The organism is Aquimarina muelleri DSM 19832 (assembly GCF_000430665.1).
In the GTDB taxonomy this organism is placed as follows: domain Bacteria; phylum Bacteroidota; class Bacteroidia; order Flavobacteriales; family Flavobacteriaceae; genus Aquimarina; species Aquimarina muelleri.
Genome location: NZ_AUML01000009.1, coordinates 114,636 through 131,351, shown reverse-complemented (window position 1 = coordinate 131,351; position 16,716 = coordinate 114,636). Strand labels below are relative to the sequence as shown.

The window sequence follows — 16,716 nt, the reverse complement described above, 5'->3', positions numbered from 1 at the left end:
ATAATTATCATATTTTTCTGTGTGAAATAAGTATAGATTTAACGTTTTTGCTATAGCAATGGTAAAAAAACGTATCTTGTTATTATAATAATTTAAAATTTTGGGGCATGAAAAAAATTACATTAGTGATTTTGCTAATGGCAAGCTGCTTTGTTGCTACAGCACAAACAACAATTAGCGGTAAGGTAATAGATGATAATAATCAACCTATACCAGGAGCTAATATTACTTTAAAAAATTCCTCTTCGGGAACAGTAACGGATTTTGATGGTTTTTTTTCTTTAACTGTTCAGGAATCTCCTCCTTTTGCTATAGAAGTTAGTAGCGTAGGGTTTGAATCTTCACTTACAGATATAACTTCACAAATCAGTGATTTAATTATTGTATTAAAAGAAGGAACAGAATTGGATGAAGTTGTTATTTCTGCATCTAGAACTCCCGAACGTATTTTCGAGTCTCCTGTAAGTGTAGAACGTTTTGGGATTAAAGAAATAAAAAGCACTCCTTCGGTAGATTTTTATGGAGGATTAGAAGATTTAAAAGGGGTAGATGTTAACACTAATAGCTTAACTTTTAAATCTGTTAACACCAGAGGGTTTGCTACATTTGCAAATACAAGATTCGTTCAACTGGTAGATGGAATGGATAATACTGCTCCTGCTCTTAATTTTGTTTTAGGGAATTTATTAGGAATGACAGAATTGGATGTCAATAGTGTAGAATTATTACCAGGGGCATCTTCTGCCTTATATGGAGCAAATGCTTTTAATGGAATTTTGTTTATGACAAGCAAAAACCCATTTGATCATTCAGGTATAAGTGCATATTTTAAAGGTGGTATTACTTCTCAAGAAGCCGCTGGAGACAATGAGTTTTATGATTACGGAATAAGAATGGCGCATAAATTTTCAGATAAGTTTGCTGCAAAAGCCAATTTCTCTTACCTAAGAGGTACAGATTGGTTTGCATCTAATAGAATTAATGTTCTAAACGCAAATACAGATAGGTCAGATCCTAATTATGATGGGCTAAATGTATATGGAGATGAGGTTAGTGCCAATATTAGAGGAGTTGGAGTGGCTTTAGTGAATTTAGGGGTTCTGCCCGCAGGAGCAGAAAATCTATTGCCAAATCAAAGTGTTAGTAGAACAGGATATGATGAGCAGGATTTAAATGAGTATAGAGCGGAAAGTATAAAATTTGATGCGGCAATGCACTATAGACCTTTTGCAGATGATTTTGAAATTATTTATAACGGAAAAATAGGAAAAGGAACAACTATTTATCAAGGTGCAAACCGATATTCAATCCGTAATTTTTTCTTGCAACAACATAAATTAGAATTTAAAAACAACAACTTTTTTATAAGAGGATACTTAACAGATGAAGACGCAGGAGATTCATACGATACAAGATTTACAGGTATAAATATCAATAGAAAATGGAAAGATGATCAAGCTTGGTTTGGTCAATATGCAGGAGCATTTGTACAAGCAACCTTAGCGGGGCAGTTGCCAGAACAAGCACATCTTCTTGCAAGACAAACTGCGGATACAGGTAGATTATTGCCAGGCACACCTGAGTTTGAGCAGGTCTTTAATCAGGTTACCAGCGACCCTAATTTGGCTACAGGATCAAAATTTCAGGATGAAACTCAACTACGACATGTAGATGCTAACTATAATTTCGCACATATAACAAAGGATTTTGCAGATATACAGGTAGGAGGATCATTTAGAGAATACAAACTAAATTCTTCGGGTACAATTTTTACTGATTTTGATGGCCCCATTCAATACGCAGAATATGGGATATATACTCAAGTTCAAAAAAAAATGATGGATGACAGGTTGAAATTAACTGGATCTGTTCGTTATGATAAATCAGAATTATTTGATGGTAATTTTTCTCCTAGATTATCTGTTGGATATACACTTGGTGCAGAAAGAAATCATAATATTCGTGCTTCTGTACAAACAGGGTTTAGAAATCCTACTACACAGGATTTGTATATAGGATTAAATGTAGGAAGAGCAATCTTAGTGGGTTCTGCAGAGGATAATCTAGATAGAGATATTAGAACATTTGATGTAAGTGGAAATGGGCAAAATCTTATAGGTTCTAGTTCGGTTGCTATTACAGGTAGAGATGCTTATGAAAATTCATTTTCGGTAAATTCTGTACGAAATGGGATTCCAGAAGCATCAGATGTAGCTATAGTAAAACCAGAAAAAATTACTGCCTTTGAACTAGGATATCGTAGCAAAATAAGCAGATTTGTTATTGATTTAAGTGGATATTACAACCAATATAAAGATTTTATATCTACAGAAAGTGTATTAGTACCTTTATATGGTAAGGTAGGGGATGGAACATTGTCTTTACTGGCTTTACAAAATGATGATGTCGAGGTATATCAGGCGTATACTAACTCAGATGTAGATATAAAATCTTTTGGAGGCACTATAGGAGTAAATACTAAAATCCTTGGAGATTTTGATTTAGGAGTTAATTATACGTACTCGAAACAAGATTTTGATAAAAAGAAAGACCCAGATTTTAGAGCTGAATTTAATACTCCAGAGCATAAAGTAAAAGCTACTTTTGGACATACAGATTTGTTTAAAAATTTTGGTTTTAATACAAGTTATAGATGGAGTGACAGTTATCTTTGGGAAGCATCATTTGGAGATGGAGATATACCTTCTTTTTCTGTTATTGATGCACAAATAAATTATAAAATTCCAAAATTAAAAACTACCCTTAAAGTTGGAGGAACCAACCTTGGGGGAGACGAGTATTTTACAGCTTTTGGAACAGGGTTTATAGGATCTCAGTATTATATAGGTTTATCTATAAATAATTTATAAATATAAGTTGAGGAGCAAAAGGAATGAGACTTAATCCGTTGTTGAGATTTTCATTCCTGGAAGTTTCCTTTAAAGCAAAAATTTTTCAGAGACATATCTTGTATTCTGTGATACCAAAATTGAGAGAGGAAATGGATAGAAGTAATAAATACTACTACTGAAATAGTACCAATACTAAGCAATATAAATAAATATATAAGAAACTATTGCTGCAACATTTTGGTGTAACACACATACCAAATTATATTCTTTACTACTATGATAAATAATTATGTCTATTCCAAAAACAGATGTATAGTGTGAATCAATAACCTCGGAGAAAGCTACGAGGTATGCTTCCAAAAATATATTTTGTTTTCGAGGCAAGTCTCGGAGAATTAAACTCCGAAATGTGGATTAAAAGCCAATGCCTCGTCTCAGAAAAAAGTATATTTTTTGATTTAAAACAAAAGAGAATACATCCTTTCAAAAAACAAAAGAAAATGAGTTATTTTTTTCATTTTAAAAGACTATATTTGCAGCCTGAAAAAAGCTAGTATTCAGTACTGTTGAGTTCTTAGTTTTTTTTAATATAATTAATACTAAACATTAAATAGTTATATAATGTCTAAAGTTACAGGTAAAGTATCTCAAATTGTAGGTCCGGTTATCGATGTAGAATTCGTAGCTGGTACTGAATTACCAAGAATTTATGATTCGTTAGAAATTAACAAAACAGACGGTAGTAAGCTAGTGTTAGAGGTTCAATCTCACATAGGGGAAGATACTGTACGTACTATTGCAATGGATTCCAGTGATGGATTAAGCAGGGGTGTTGAGGTTGTTTCAACAGGAGCTCCAATCCAGATGCCAATAGGAGGAGATGTATATGGACGTCTATTTAATGTAATTGGAGATGCAATTGATGGTCTTGGGGATCTTCCGAAAGCAGGAAAAGATGGTCTTCCTATTCACCGTCAAGCACCTAAATTTGAAGATTTATCAACTTCTACAGAAGTTTTATTTACAGGTATTAAAGTAATTGATCTTATTGAACCTTATGCAAAGGGTGGTAAGATAGGTTTATTTGGAGGAGCTGGAGTTGGTAAAACAGTACTGATCCAGGAGTTGATTAATAATATAGCAAAAGGACATGGTGGTCTTTCTGTATTTGCAGGAGTTGGAGAAAGAACACGTGAAGGAAATGATCTTCTTAGAGAGATGTTAGAGTCTGGTATTATCAAATATGGTGATGACTTTATGCATTCTATGGAAAATGGAGGATGGGATCTTTCTAAAGTAGACAAAGAAGTAATGAAGGGTTCTAAAGCTACCTTTGTGTTTGGACAGATGAATGAGCCACCAGGAGCACGTGCACGTGTAGCGCTTTCTGGTCTTACTATAGCTGAGTATTTCCGTGATGGAGCTGGAGCCGGAGATGGACAAGGAAAAGATGTACTTTTCTTTGTAGATAATATTTTCCGTTTTACACAAGCAGGTTCTGAGGTGTCAGCACTTTTAGGACGTATGCCATCAGCCGTAGGATACCAACCTACTCTAGCATCAGAAATGGGAGTAATGCAAGAACGTATTACATCTACCAAAACAGGATCGATAACTTCGGTACAAGCAGTTTATGTACCTGCGGATGACCTTACCGATCCAGCACCGGCAACTACCTTTGCTCACTTAGATGCAACTACAGTATTGTCTCGTAAAATTGCTGAACTTGGTATTTATCCAGCGGTAGATCCATTAGATTCTACTTCTAGAATTCTTTCGGCAGATATCTTAGGAGATGAGCATTATAACTGTGCACAACGAGTAAAAGAATTATTACAACGGTATAAAGAATTACAAGATATTATCGCAATCCTTGGTATGGAAGAATTATCTGAAGAAGATAAATTAGCGGTAGGAAGAGCTCGTCGTGTACAACGTTTCTTATCTCAACCATTCCACGTAGCAGAACAGTTTACTGGTATACCAGGATGTTTGGTAGATATTAAAGATACCATTAAAGCTTTTACAATGATTATGGATGGAGAGTTAGATCACCTTCCAGAAGCTGCGTTTAACCTTAAAGGTACTATCGAAGAAGCTATCGAAGCTGGTGAGAAAATGTTAGCAGAAGCATAAAATAGTAGCGAGAAGTTAGTAATTGAGAAAGAAGATTAGTTTCTCTCTTATTTATTACCTAAGTACTAATTGCTCAATACTTAATACTTTAAAAATATGTATTTAGAAATAGTAACTCCAGAAGCCGTATTATTTACCGGAGAAGTAACTTCAGTTGCAGTGCCAGGAGTAAATGGAGAGTTCCAGATGTTAGATAACCATGCACCTATAATTTCTTTATTAGGAAAAGGAAATATCAAAATATACGGAGATATGAATCTAGAGGAAGAAGTAAACAATAAATTTACTAAAGGTGAAAATGGATCGACACTACTTTCTATTTCTTCAGGAACTATTGAAATGAAAGATAATAAAGTAATTATTCTAGCAGACTAAGTTTTCTAAATAATTATCATTAAAAACCCTTGTTAATGGCCATTAACAAGGGTTTTTTTTGGTATAAATTTTGGCTAGGTATAATTATTTTTAACCCCTTATCAATTTCCAGAGTATAGACTATACCATTGCCCCCATTTTATGCAGTAGAAAACCTACTACATCTTATACGATTTACGGATGAGAATTGCGTATAAGTAATTGCAAAGGTTTTTCGCTAGATTGATGAATCAAATTAAAGAATAGTCATAGCCTATTGTTTCATTTTATGAAGAAAATATAGTAGAAAAAGAATGCGATTATATGCGAGATTTTTATTCATAAATCGTATTATAGCATCTTCAAGCTTCATTACGAAGTTCTACTGCACAAAGCGAGTTAAACTGGTAATATAATTTGTGTTTATACATTTTAATTCTGGTTTTTTGACATGAAAAATAAAACCAAATAGAGAAATAAAAGCTGTAATAATAGAAAATAAAACACCTATAGTAACTGCTGTAGTACTATTAAATATAAACAGAGAAGATGCCTGATAAAAAATCATTTCTCTTACTCCAATACCAGAAAAGGAGAAAACCGATAAAACCGAAGAAATTAAAAACACAATAACATAAGTAATATATTGATCTGTTTCTACGGGAGAAATACTCTTAACAATAAATACAAGGCAAATACATTGTAATAATTGTATACAAACAGATAATAGTAATGTTTTTGGATATACAGATAAAAAGGAAGGAAACATTTGTTTAGTAAAGAGGTAAGACCCCAATACCCCAAGTATTAAAACAAAAGGAGCCGCCCAAATTAGATTTAGTTTTATAACTAAAGGAACACATGCTAATAGGATAATAAGTAGAATACCAATAGCAGTTAACCCTATAAATCTATCTAATAAAACAGCAGCAGATAGTTTTTTTATAGACCATTTAAATTTTTTGTTTAGGATATATACCTTATACGCATCACCCCCTATTCCTCCAGGAATAAAAAAATTATAAAACATTCCTATTAGATATAGAATATAATTACTTCTAGCAGATAGATAAAAATGTACTGCTTTAAAAAGAACTAATAATCTTTTGGCAGAAATCCATTGTGATAAAATAAAGCAAAGTATAGCAAGGCTAAGATATAAAGTGTTTGATTTTTTAATAGTACTCCATACCTCATCAAATGGGATTTTAGTAAAAATAATATATAGTAGTAAAACGGTTACCCCAATTTTAAAAAACGTGGAGAGCAGTTTTTTTTTCTTTGTTTTCAAAAGTGGTGATTTTTCTTATATTATAAGGTGTTTTATTTTGAGATTCATAATAGGTTCTCATTAAAAGATCGGTGACGATCCCAATAGTAAAAAATTGAATTCCTACTAATATCAATAAAATACCTAGTAGCAGTAAAGGCCTTGTTCCTATATCATTACCCATTAGTTTAACTATAATAAGGTATATATTGATTAACATTCCTGTCCCAAAAAACAACATTCCTATATTGCCGAATAAATATAACGGTTTTTGTAGGTACTTACGTTGAAAAAGAATAAGCAAAAGATCATTCATTACTTTAAAAGTTCTCCCTAATCCATATTTAGATACTCCAAATTTTCTGGGATGATGCCTTACAGGAACCTCAGTAATAAGTGCGCCATCTATGTGGGCGTTTAATGCAATAAATCGATGCATTTCGCCATAAAGTGGAATCCCTTTTGCTGTTTCTGCAGTCATTACTTTTAAAGCACATCCGGCATCTGTAATATGAAATTTGGTTGCTTTTCTAATAATATAATTTGCTATTTTTGAAGGTAGTGTTCTAACAAAATTATCTTTTCTTTTTTGTCGTATTCCTGTTACTAGATCCCACTCTTCGCGAATCGCTATTTCTAACATTCTAGGAATATCAGACGGATCATTTTGCATATCCCCATCTAAGGTAACAATATAATTTCCTCTTGCATATTCTATTCCGGCAGCCAAAGCAGAACTTTGTCCATAATTTCTTTTAAGCTCAATAAGAGCTACATTCGGATTTTTTAACGCTTTAATTTCTTGTCTTGTATTATCTGTAGAAAAGTCGTCTACATATATTATTTCATATTTATAATCGTGTAATGCTTTTTCAATAGCCTCTGTTAATAAGCTGGTGTTTCCTTGCTCGTTATATACTGGAATTACTATGGATAAAAATGGAGAAATACGCATACTGTACCTTGTATTAATTTGCAAAAATAGAAGTAACACATCAATTTAATATTTGGTAATTGATAACAAATTGATAAGGAATACTTCTAGGATTATAAAATTGTTAAGAGCCGATTTTCAAACACTTTATATGCTATTCTTAAATTACTTTTGGTCGAATTGCAAGAATTTTTTAAATCCTATATGAATACCATTTTATTAAAAAGAGATTATATACTATTATATGTATTATTAGCCATTGTTTATGTTTCAGGAATGTGGATTCCGTTAATGGAGAACGACTCTGCACAACATGCAACTATGGCAATGCGAATGTATCTTGAAAATGATTTTATTAATATCTACAAAGGAGGAAATGATTATTTAGATAAACCCCATATGCATTTTTGGCTAGCAGCATTATCCTTTAAGGTTTTTGGGATATCACAATGGGCGTATCGAGTTCCAGCACTTTTGTTTACTATTTTAGGAGCATATTCATGCAATCGATTAGCAAAAGAGTTTTATGGCAACAAGGCAGCGCACATAGCATCTTTAGTATTTTTATCTGGACAGGCAATTTTTTTGTCTAATCACGATGTACGAACAGATGCAGTTCTTACCGGGGCAACTATTTTTGGCATTTGGCAGTTTGTATTATATATAAACAATAAGAAACTATTACATTCCATACTGGGTGCTATTGGTGTAGCGATAGCTTTTTCTACAAAAGGACAATTAGGCGTTTTTATTTCTGGGGTTTGTATACTAAGCTATTTAGCATATAATAGAAAATGGAGGGTGTTATGGTCTTGGAAAATAGGTGCCGCTTTTTTTGCCTTTTTGATTTCGATCTCTCCCGTTTTATATGCATATTATATTCAGTTTGATTTACATCCAGAAAAAGTCATCCATGGGCAATCTAATGTTTCGGGAATATGGTTTATTTTATGGGATCAAAGCTTTAATAGGCTTACAGCAAGTGGATTTGAGAAAACAAGTTCGGATTATTTTTTTTTCTTCCATACCTTATTATGGGCATTTTTACCTTGGTCACTAATAACATATATGGCGCTTTTTGCAAAATTAAAACTCGTATTTATAACAAGATTTAGGTATATAAAAGGAGTTGAAATTCTAACATCTATTGGATTTTTGTTAGTAATGATTGTTATTAGTTTTTCAAAATTTAAATTACCACACTATCTTAATAGTTTATTGCCTGTGATATCGGTATTGGTTGCTGGATATATGGTGCAATTATTTGAAATAGGTAAGAAAAATATAGCAAAAATTATTCTTGGTATACAATACTTTGTTTTAACATCCGGAAGCATACTGGTTCTGTTTTTGATCTTTTGGGGTTTTACTATGCCCGATATCGGTATTATTTTATGTTATCTGTTTTTAATTACCGGATTGTGTTATGTTGTTACAAAACAGATGAATGTGTATAGAAAATTAGTATTGATTTCTGTTTATTTTATGGTGTTGATTAATTTTTGTTTAAACACACAATTTTACCCAAAACTATTGTTGTATCAAGCAGGAAACAATGCTGCCAATATTATTAAAACCGAAAATATTAATCCAGAGAGCGTTTTTATACTTGCAGGAAAACCAAGTTGGTCTTTAGATTTTTATACCAATAGAATTACACCAGTTGTTACTATTAATGAGATTACTAAAACACTAAAAAATGGAGATTGGTTATTTTTATATGATTATCAATTAAAAGATATCCCAGAAGACACCATTTCTTGGAGTGAAAAATATGAGATCAATCACTTTAGAATTACAAGAGTATCAGCATCTTTTATTAACCCAAATACAAGAGATGGGGTTTTAGAAAAAGCCTTTCTTTTAAAATACCTTCCAAAATAATAGAAAGTAAATCAATACCCTCGGACAATTAAACTCCACAATGTGGATTAACCACATTGCCTAAATATTATCTATTATACTATCTATTGTTACTGAAGAAAGAAGCGCCTTAAACCTATTTATGCAGTAGAAAATCCATTACATCTTGTAGCGTTACTGCAAATACAGATGCTTTGCTTCGTTTAGCGATGCGATGCTAAAATCAAGAAAACGACTGTATTTTATGGCATCTTCAAGATTTATTACGAAATTCTACTGCATAATTCTGGTTTACCTACGGTGCAGGATTTGGATTATTTTCATGTACTGCTTCTATCTCTTTTATAATAGCATCAGAAAGAGTTATATCTATACTACCAATGTTTTCTTTTAGCTGTTTTATAGATGTTGCTCCTATTATAGTACTGGTTACAAAAGGTTGTTGATTTACAAATGCCAATGCCATTTGTGCTAAACTAATTCCATGATTTTTGGCTATTTGGTTATATGCTCGGGTAGCTTCAAATGATTTTTCATTATGATATCTAGAAAACTGAGGAAATAAGGTTACCCTTGCATTTTTTGGAGTTTCGTCCAGATATTTTCCTGTAAGTTGTCCAAACCCAAGAGGAGAATATGGTAGATGCCCTATGTTTTCGCGATGTAAAACCTCGGTAAGTCCAACCTCATCTTTTCGATTTAATAAACTATATGGATTTTGAACGGTAATCATTTTTGGCATTCCATTTCGAGCTTCTTCAGCATATCGCATAACTCCATAAGGGGTTTCGTTAGAGAGCCCTATATGTCTTATTTTTCCTGCTTTTATAAAATCTTGTAAATACCCCAGTACTTCCTTAAAGTTATCGTTCCACCGTTCTTCTTCGTCATGCACATATCCTCTTACTCCAAAAAAGTTGGTGTTTCTTTCTGGCCAATGTAACTGGTATAAATCGATATAATCGGTTTGCAGGCGTTTTAAACTTTTATCTATAGCATCCGTAAATTCATCTTTGGTAAAACCACCTGTACGAATATGTTCTACAAAATCTCTTGGTCCTACAATCTTAGTAGCAATAACTAATTCTTTTCGTTTACCAGTTTTATGCAGCCAGGAGCCAATAATTTTTTCGGTGCTACCTTGTGTATCTTTATTTGCGGGTACCGAATACAGCTCTGCTGTATCTATAAAATTAATCCCTTGATCGATAGCATAATCTAATTGTTCATGTCCTTCTGCTTCTGTATTTTGCTCTCCCCAAGTCATACTACCCAAACATATTTTACTAACTTTTATATCGGTATCAGGTAATGTAGTATATTTCATTTTTCTCTTTTCTTTACGTTAATATCCAATTGAAGTGGAATATCTAATTTGAAGTATTGCTATTTTATTTTCAAAAGTAGAAACTATCGAAGTAAACTATTGCAAAAATTATCATAATACTACAAGAAGCAAAATAAATACTCCTCTGTTTTATTTGTTTTTACACCATTTCTGAATTGAAATTATCTGTGGAATATCTCTACAATTTACATCGAAAAATCAACAGTCTAAAAATATCTAGAAATTGACATATGATTTCAATATGCTATATATAAATCACTTAGAAGCACGATATAACTGTCTATATATTCTGGAATGATAATTTCTATAGTAGTAGTATCTGAATAAATAACTTAATTAATATACTATGAAAAAGATACCTGTTCTTTTAGCTATATGCGCTATATCGTTATCCTCTACAATTACATCTGCACAACAAGCAGAAGAAGTTTTGCCTATCACAAAAACAGAAGCCACTACCAACCAAGAAGATTATGAAGAATTTCCTACAGATAAACTTTCTGAAATTATTAAAGCTGCTGTAGAAAAAGATTTTCCGGGGGCAACTATTTCTGAAGCTTATACCGACAAAACTGGTAATTATAAATTGGTTTTGACAATGGATAACAGTACAAAAACGGCATACACCAACTCTAGAGGAGAATGGTTTACTCCTAAAAAATAAACATATCCATTATCACATGTTTTTTTCATTACACTTATAACCTAAAAAAAAGAGCTTCTACTTAAAGAAGCTCTTTTTGATCAAAACGAACAGGACTACCCCATTGCCCCATTCGTTTCTTTTCAACTAACTAACCTAAAATTATTTCCTCCAACATCCATCCTATAAATTTTAGAGAATCTATGTAAATTTTACTCTATTTGCACCTACTACAATTTTATCTTATCCCTTTACTTTATTTGAAATTCCTTTTTTCTAAAGTCATGCATTAGAGCAAAGTGTGCATATATTCATTGGTTTACTCAAAAGTAACAATCAAACCTTTTTTATAAAATATCGAATGAGGGAACGGTTATTTTGAATTAGGGAAACCTTGTTTTGACAGAGAATTGCTCAATCTAACGGTTTTTTATTTCAATTTCTTATACCCAACTAAGGTAGTAATGATTGTCAAGGTTCTTCGAAAGGTCACCGAAGTACTTCTAGCCCATCCAGAGGTAGTTCGAAGTACCTTGGAGCGGGCTCTAACCCCAAAATATATCGCTTTTACCCCTTCTGGTAAGCCCTTTAGCCCAAAAATTATCCCTTATAAGGGTCTGTTTATGGGCCAAAGGGGGGCACAATGACCCTTCGAAGCGATAAATTATCGGCTCGAACCACCTCTGGGTGGGCTTTACCCCATACCTGCAAGGGGGTACCCCCTTGCAGGTATGGGGTAAAAGAACTAAAATGTTATGTTTTTCAAAATTCAAGACACTGGTATTGAGCACGCTATCAACCCTAATTTGTCATCTTATATCTGCTTTTATTTGATTTTTATATGTACCATTAACATCCCTCTAAATCTCTCTTCAAAGGGAGGCTTTTACTCCTTCCTTTGAAGGAAGGTTGGGATGGATATATTTTTAAATCTAAGATGACAAAGTAGGATTAATCGCGAGTTCGATTAATATTTGGATGTACCCTAAAGACCGTCAAGGAGTGATTTTCGAGGCAAGACTAGGAAAATCAAATTCCACAATGTGGAAAATTAAATGGGATTAGTAGAAACAAAAAAAGCGCTCCTCGCGCTACTTTTAGGATACGGGTAATATTTCTATTACTTTGCCGTATACATTTTTGGTCCAGCCATTAAGGCGACCACGGTTATTACCTATAAGGAGTCCTCGTTTTACATTTTTTCCTTTTACTAAATGCGTAAAACAGTTTCCTCTTACTTTACAAAAAACAATATCTCCTGCTTCACAATCTTCCCAATTTACTGGTTCTAAAAGTACAGGTTGTTTTGATTTCAAAATAGGTAACATCGAATTACCAGGTTCTTTAGAGACGATAGTCTCGCCATTCAATAGCTTTTGAATTTTCCAATTCATCATATATAGTTTTAAAATTAAACATAAATTCAAAAACTATGGAGTATGGTTTGTTTTTACAAAGAACTGGTACAAAAGTAGGTATTTAACTTGAATTAGTATAATTATCTGTTTTTTAATCGTTGCCTGTACTGCCATCCAACAAAAACAAGAATACTTAAAATGCCCAATCCAAGGATCCAGTATACAAGCGTATTATCTGCAAAATGCATGGGGTCTGGATTTCCTACCAGATAAAACCCTCCCCAATAAAAAGGATAGGTACGGTTTATATTTGCTGTGGTAAGGTATTGTAATTTGGCTTGCTGTAATGCTTTTCCTTTATTCATACCCGCTTTAAGGTTGGTATAAAAATACTGCATAATCTCTGGAGTAGTTTTATCCGATACCTCCCAGCTGGTTAGTAGCAAGCTTTTGGTGCCTGCATATTGAAAAGCTGTACCCAAACTCATTATACCTTCGCCTTTAGCGATTTTGCCTGTTCCTGTATTACATGCACTAAGTACTGCTAATTCTGCTGGTATATCCAAAGCAAACAGCTCATGGCTATACAGGTTATTATCCTCTAGGGTGTCTTTGGTTTTGGTAAAAAACAGCTTTGAGTTTTCAGGATGTTCGTTATCTACCTCGCCATGTAGGGCAAGGTGTATGATCGCATATCTATCTGCATTTTTTTTAAAATTAGCTTCTATGGCATTGGATCCAAAATAATACTCCCCATCGATAATATTAGATATTGCTTTGATCTCTTTACGAGTGCCCGGCAGATCTGCTCCTGTATTTCTAAGAGCTGCCAGACGCATGGTTTGCGCCTGCGTTATTTGTGTACTATCTGAAAAAGAAAAGGCAAGGCACTCTGGATTTGTTTTTGTTTGTAGATCGTTTTTAAAATCCTGAAACAACAGATTTGCAGAATTGGCGTATGTAATTGCATACTCCCGCAGCATATACGATAAAAGCGCGGGGTTATTAGAATCATCCTTTTTTGTTAGTAACAGATCAAAATTAAGATGCCATAAAGAGGCATCGGGGATAATGATAAGGTTATCGCCTACTAATGTATTAGCAACAGGTGCTATAAGAGTAGTATATAACAGGTGTGCCTGTTTTTTATACGTTGCTACGTCTTTAGAGATAACACTAGCACGAAGTGCTTCTACTTTATCGGTAAGTTGCGGGGTAACCAGCTCGTGTACTGCCATATCATTTTTGGATATGGTAAATGCATAGGTAGTACTATCTGCTGTAAAAAACTCTAACAAAGTTGTGTTGTCCTCTAATTGTTTCTGGATCTGCTTAACACTTACAATATTGTTTTGATATTTAAGCTGGTAGTATTTAGGATAGTTTTTTTCTAAGATTTTGGTTACAGAATCTTGCTTTCTGTTAATGTCAAACAGCTTGTTTTCGTATTCTTGTATTTTAGAAGTGTCTTGATTTGTATTGGATTGCTCTTTACTAATGTTGGATTGATAAAAAGCACGATCTACTCTTAGGCTTTTTTCTAATTCTACGAGGTCTGCTGGCAATCCTGTATAGTTTTTGGCATTAGAATCGTTTAACAAATCTATAAGCGTATTGGCTTTACTTTTTTCGGCGTAATAAAACGCTTGTTCTAGTGCTTTTTGATTTTCCTTGTGTTTATAGAGTAATATTTGTGCTTCTATCGCTCCTTGATATACTTCTTTTGCTATGTTACCAAAGGAAATTTTATCTTGATAGTCCTGAAAAGATTGTCTAATATGATTAATAATTGTATCTGCTTGCTCATAAATAGAAAGACTTTGATCCAGATCGGATATGTTTTTGGTTTTTAAATATCGGGATTGGAATGTTTTGGCTTTTCCTTGTAAGGTTTCTAATAACTGATTTACATTATAATATCGATTGGGATCAAAAACACTTTTAGGGTTTATACGTTCCTCTTTTTTGGTGTTCGCTAATATGGCCTTATCAAAATAAACAATTGCTTCTTGAAAATTTTCTAGTTTGGTATAAACGGTTCCTATTTGATTTAAGGATTCAACAGCTATAAGGTTTTGCTCTCCATATAAATATTCTAATATTTTTAAGCTTTTTTTTGCATTTACCAGTGCTTCTTCATAATTATCTTGCTTTAAGTAAAGTATTGAAAGACTTAAATATGATTTTGAATGCTCTGAATTCTCATCTTTAAAAACTTTCTTATATATATTTAATGCATTCGTATAATATGCTAATGATTTTTCATAATCTTTTTTGTCCATATAACTACTACCTATGTTTATGTACAAATCTCCAATATCTACATGATTTTCCCCATAATTATATTTGCTTATTTCCAACGCTTTTTGATAATAGTCTAAAGCAATATCTTTTTCTTCTTTTTTGTCATAAATAAAACCTATATTCCAATAACTTAAACCCAGACTGGGATGATTTTTATTCACTATTTTTAATCCAATATTTAAGCCCTTTTGATGATATAATAAAGCGTTACTATATTCTCCCTTATTGGTTAAGACAAGCCCAATGTTTATATAAGAAACAAATAATGGATATAAACTTTCGTGCTTTTGAAAAATAGATAATGCTTTTTGATAATAACTTAAAGAATTATCATATTGTTTTAAATCATTAAAATAACTAGCTAAACCAACATAACTATAGCCTACTAAAATATGATTACTTCCCTTGTTTTTAATTGTTATATCTAAATTTTTTTGATAAAAATTTAGGGCTTGAGAATGTTTTTCTAAATTACTACTAGTATTAGCAAGATTATAATAATCAATTCCAACTCTTGTATGTTCTTCTCCAAAAAGTTTAATATTGATATCTAAAGATTTTTGATGAAAACTGATCGCTTTTTCATATTCAGAAATAGCATTATACAATATCCCTAGATTACTATATGTTACAGCGATACCTTTATCGTCTACAGGAAACATTTTTTGTTTTATTGCAAGAGATTTTTGATGGTATATAAGAGAGGTTTTTAAATCGGATTTTTCATAATATGTTGATCCCATATTACTATTTGCAATAGCCGCTTCTATATTATTTTTCGCCAAATACGTAGTACTAATCTCTAAAGCTTTTTTAGCGTTGGTTAAGGATTCTTCCAACTTCCTACTTCTCCATTGGTTTTCTGAAATCTGATTATAACAACTTGCCACCCTTTCCCAAGCTTTTGCCTTTTTATATATAGGTAATGCTTTTTGATAATATGTAATAGCATCATTTAACTTTCTATCTGCAAATAAAGAATCTGCTTTTTGATAGTATTGGTATGCTAATAACGTATCCTTTGCTGTTTGTGCATTGATAGTATGTAAGGAGGTTATAAAAAAAACAACGACTAAACAAAAAGTATTAAAAAATGAGAATATAGGTTTCATAAGAGATATATAAGTACTAACAAAGAAACTAAAAAAGAGCAACAGATTTCTTACCAGATTAAAAATAATTCTGTTTTCATCCTTAGTGCTTCGACAGGCTCAGGCAATGTCATTACGTTAAGCTGTATCTTTTTGAGGAATCAATAACCTCGGAGCAAGCTCACGAGGTATGCTTCTGGGAAATATATTTTGTTTTCGAGGCAAGCCTCGGAGAATTAAACTCCACAATGTGGATTAAACATCTGTAAAAGCAAAATACCTCTTTATTTCCATTATGGATTCCAGCCTACGCTGGAATGACAAGCAGAAAGCATTGTGTTTTGGTTATTTTGTCATTAACCTTTCGACTACGCTCAGGAAAAACCAAAGGCAGGAACCCACTATTAACAAACTTTAAATCAATAATTTAAACTCTTAATTTAATGACATTGAGCTTACTCCGAGATTATTGATTTAAACATAAATTCAAAAACTATGGAGTATACCCTCTACCAAAGAACGTGTGCAACACGTGGTAAACGTATATATTTTATCAAAACTTA

Annotated in this window: 10 protein-coding genes; 5 read left to right on the top strand and 5 right to left on the bottom strand. The window is 32.6% G+C overall.

Annotation, left to right across the window (positions count from 1 at the left end):
• Positions 1-107 precede the first annotated feature (107 nt).
• From H527_RS0106300 to H527_RS0106285, 3 genes are all read left to right on the top strand, one after another.
• Positions 108-2,870 (top strand): TonB-dependent receptor, encoded by a 2,763-nt coding sequence (locus H527_RS0106300; protein ID WP_027411918.1) that lies wholly within the window; start codon positions 108-110, stop codon positions 2,868-2,870.
• 603 nt (positions 2,871-3,473) lie between these two features.
• Complete coding sequence (gene atpD / locus H527_RS0106290) at positions 3,474-4,988, top strand: F0F1 ATP synthase subunit beta (RefSeq protein ID WP_027411916.1); 1,515 nt, start codon at positions 3,474-3,476, stop codon at positions 4,986-4,988.
• A 96-nt stretch (positions 4,989-5,084) separates the two neighbouring features.
• Positions 5,085-5,363 carry a F0F1 ATP synthase subunit delta/epsilon gene (locus H527_RS0106285; protein ID WP_027411915.1) on the top strand — a complete coding sequence of 93 codons (279 nt, stop codon included), beginning with the start codon at positions 5,085-5,087 and terminating at the stop codon, positions 5,361-5,363.
• A gap of 361 nt (positions 5,364-5,724) precedes the next feature.
• Here H527_RS0106285 and H527_RS21555 read toward each other — a convergent pair whose 3' ends face one another.
• Together H527_RS21555 and H527_RS21550 are read right to left on the bottom strand one after the other, a co-directional pair.
• Positions 5,725-6,633 (bottom strand): lysylphosphatidylglycerol synthase transmembrane domain-containing protein, encoded by a 909-nt coding sequence (locus H527_RS21555; protein ID WP_051316662.1) that lies wholly within the window; start codon positions 6,631-6,633, stop codon positions 5,725-5,727.
• On the bottom strand, positions 6,593-7,567 hold the full coding sequence (locus tag H527_RS21550; protein ID WP_035087530.1) for a glycosyltransferase family 2 protein: 975 nt from the start codon (positions 7,565-7,567) through the stop codon (positions 6,593-6,595). Before H527_RS21550 ends, H527_RS21555 begins: the two co-directional genes overlap by 41 nt.
• A gap of 183 nt (positions 7,568-7,750) precedes the next feature.
• On the opposite strand from H527_RS21550, the gene H527_RS0106270 reads away from it, so the two are divergent.
• On the top strand, positions 7,751-9,430 hold the full coding sequence (locus H527_RS0106270; RefSeq protein WP_051316661.1) for an ArnT family glycosyltransferase: 1,680 nt from the start codon (positions 7,751-7,753) through the stop codon (positions 9,428-9,430).
• 274 nt (positions 9,431-9,704) lie between these two features.
• Here the strand turns inward: H527_RS0106270 and H527_RS0106265 are convergent, their stop codons facing one another.
• Positions 9,705-10,736 carry an aldo/keto reductase gene (locus H527_RS0106265; RefSeq protein ID WP_027411913.1) on the bottom strand — a complete coding sequence of 344 codons (1,032 nt, stop codon included), beginning with the start codon at positions 10,734-10,736 and terminating at the stop codon, positions 9,705-9,707.
• 367 nt (positions 10,737-11,103) lie between these two features.
• Here H527_RS0106265 and H527_RS23070 point away from each other — a divergent pair, with 367 nt between their 5' ends.
• Positions 11,104-11,421, top strand: a complete 318-nt coding sequence (locus H527_RS23070) for a hypothetical protein (protein ID WP_051316660.1) — start codon at positions 11,104-11,106, stop codon at positions 11,419-11,421.
• 1,076 nt (positions 11,422-12,497) lie between these two features.
• On the opposite strand, the gene H527_RS0106250 is transcribed toward H527_RS23070, so the two are convergent.
• Both H527_RS0106250 and H527_RS0106245 read right to left on the bottom strand, forming a co-directional pair.
• A complete protein-coding gene (locus tag H527_RS0106250) occupies positions 12,498-12,794 on the bottom strand; it encodes a hypothetical protein (RefSeq protein ID WP_211235727.1) in 297 nt (98 codons plus the stop codon).
• A 104-nt stretch (positions 12,795-12,898) separates the two neighbouring features.
• Complete coding sequence (locus H527_RS0106245) at positions 12,899-16,174, bottom strand: CHAT domain-containing protein (RefSeq protein ID WP_027411910.1); 3,276 nt, start codon at positions 16,172-16,174, stop codon at positions 12,899-12,901.
• Positions 16,175-16,716 lie beyond the last annotated feature (542 nt).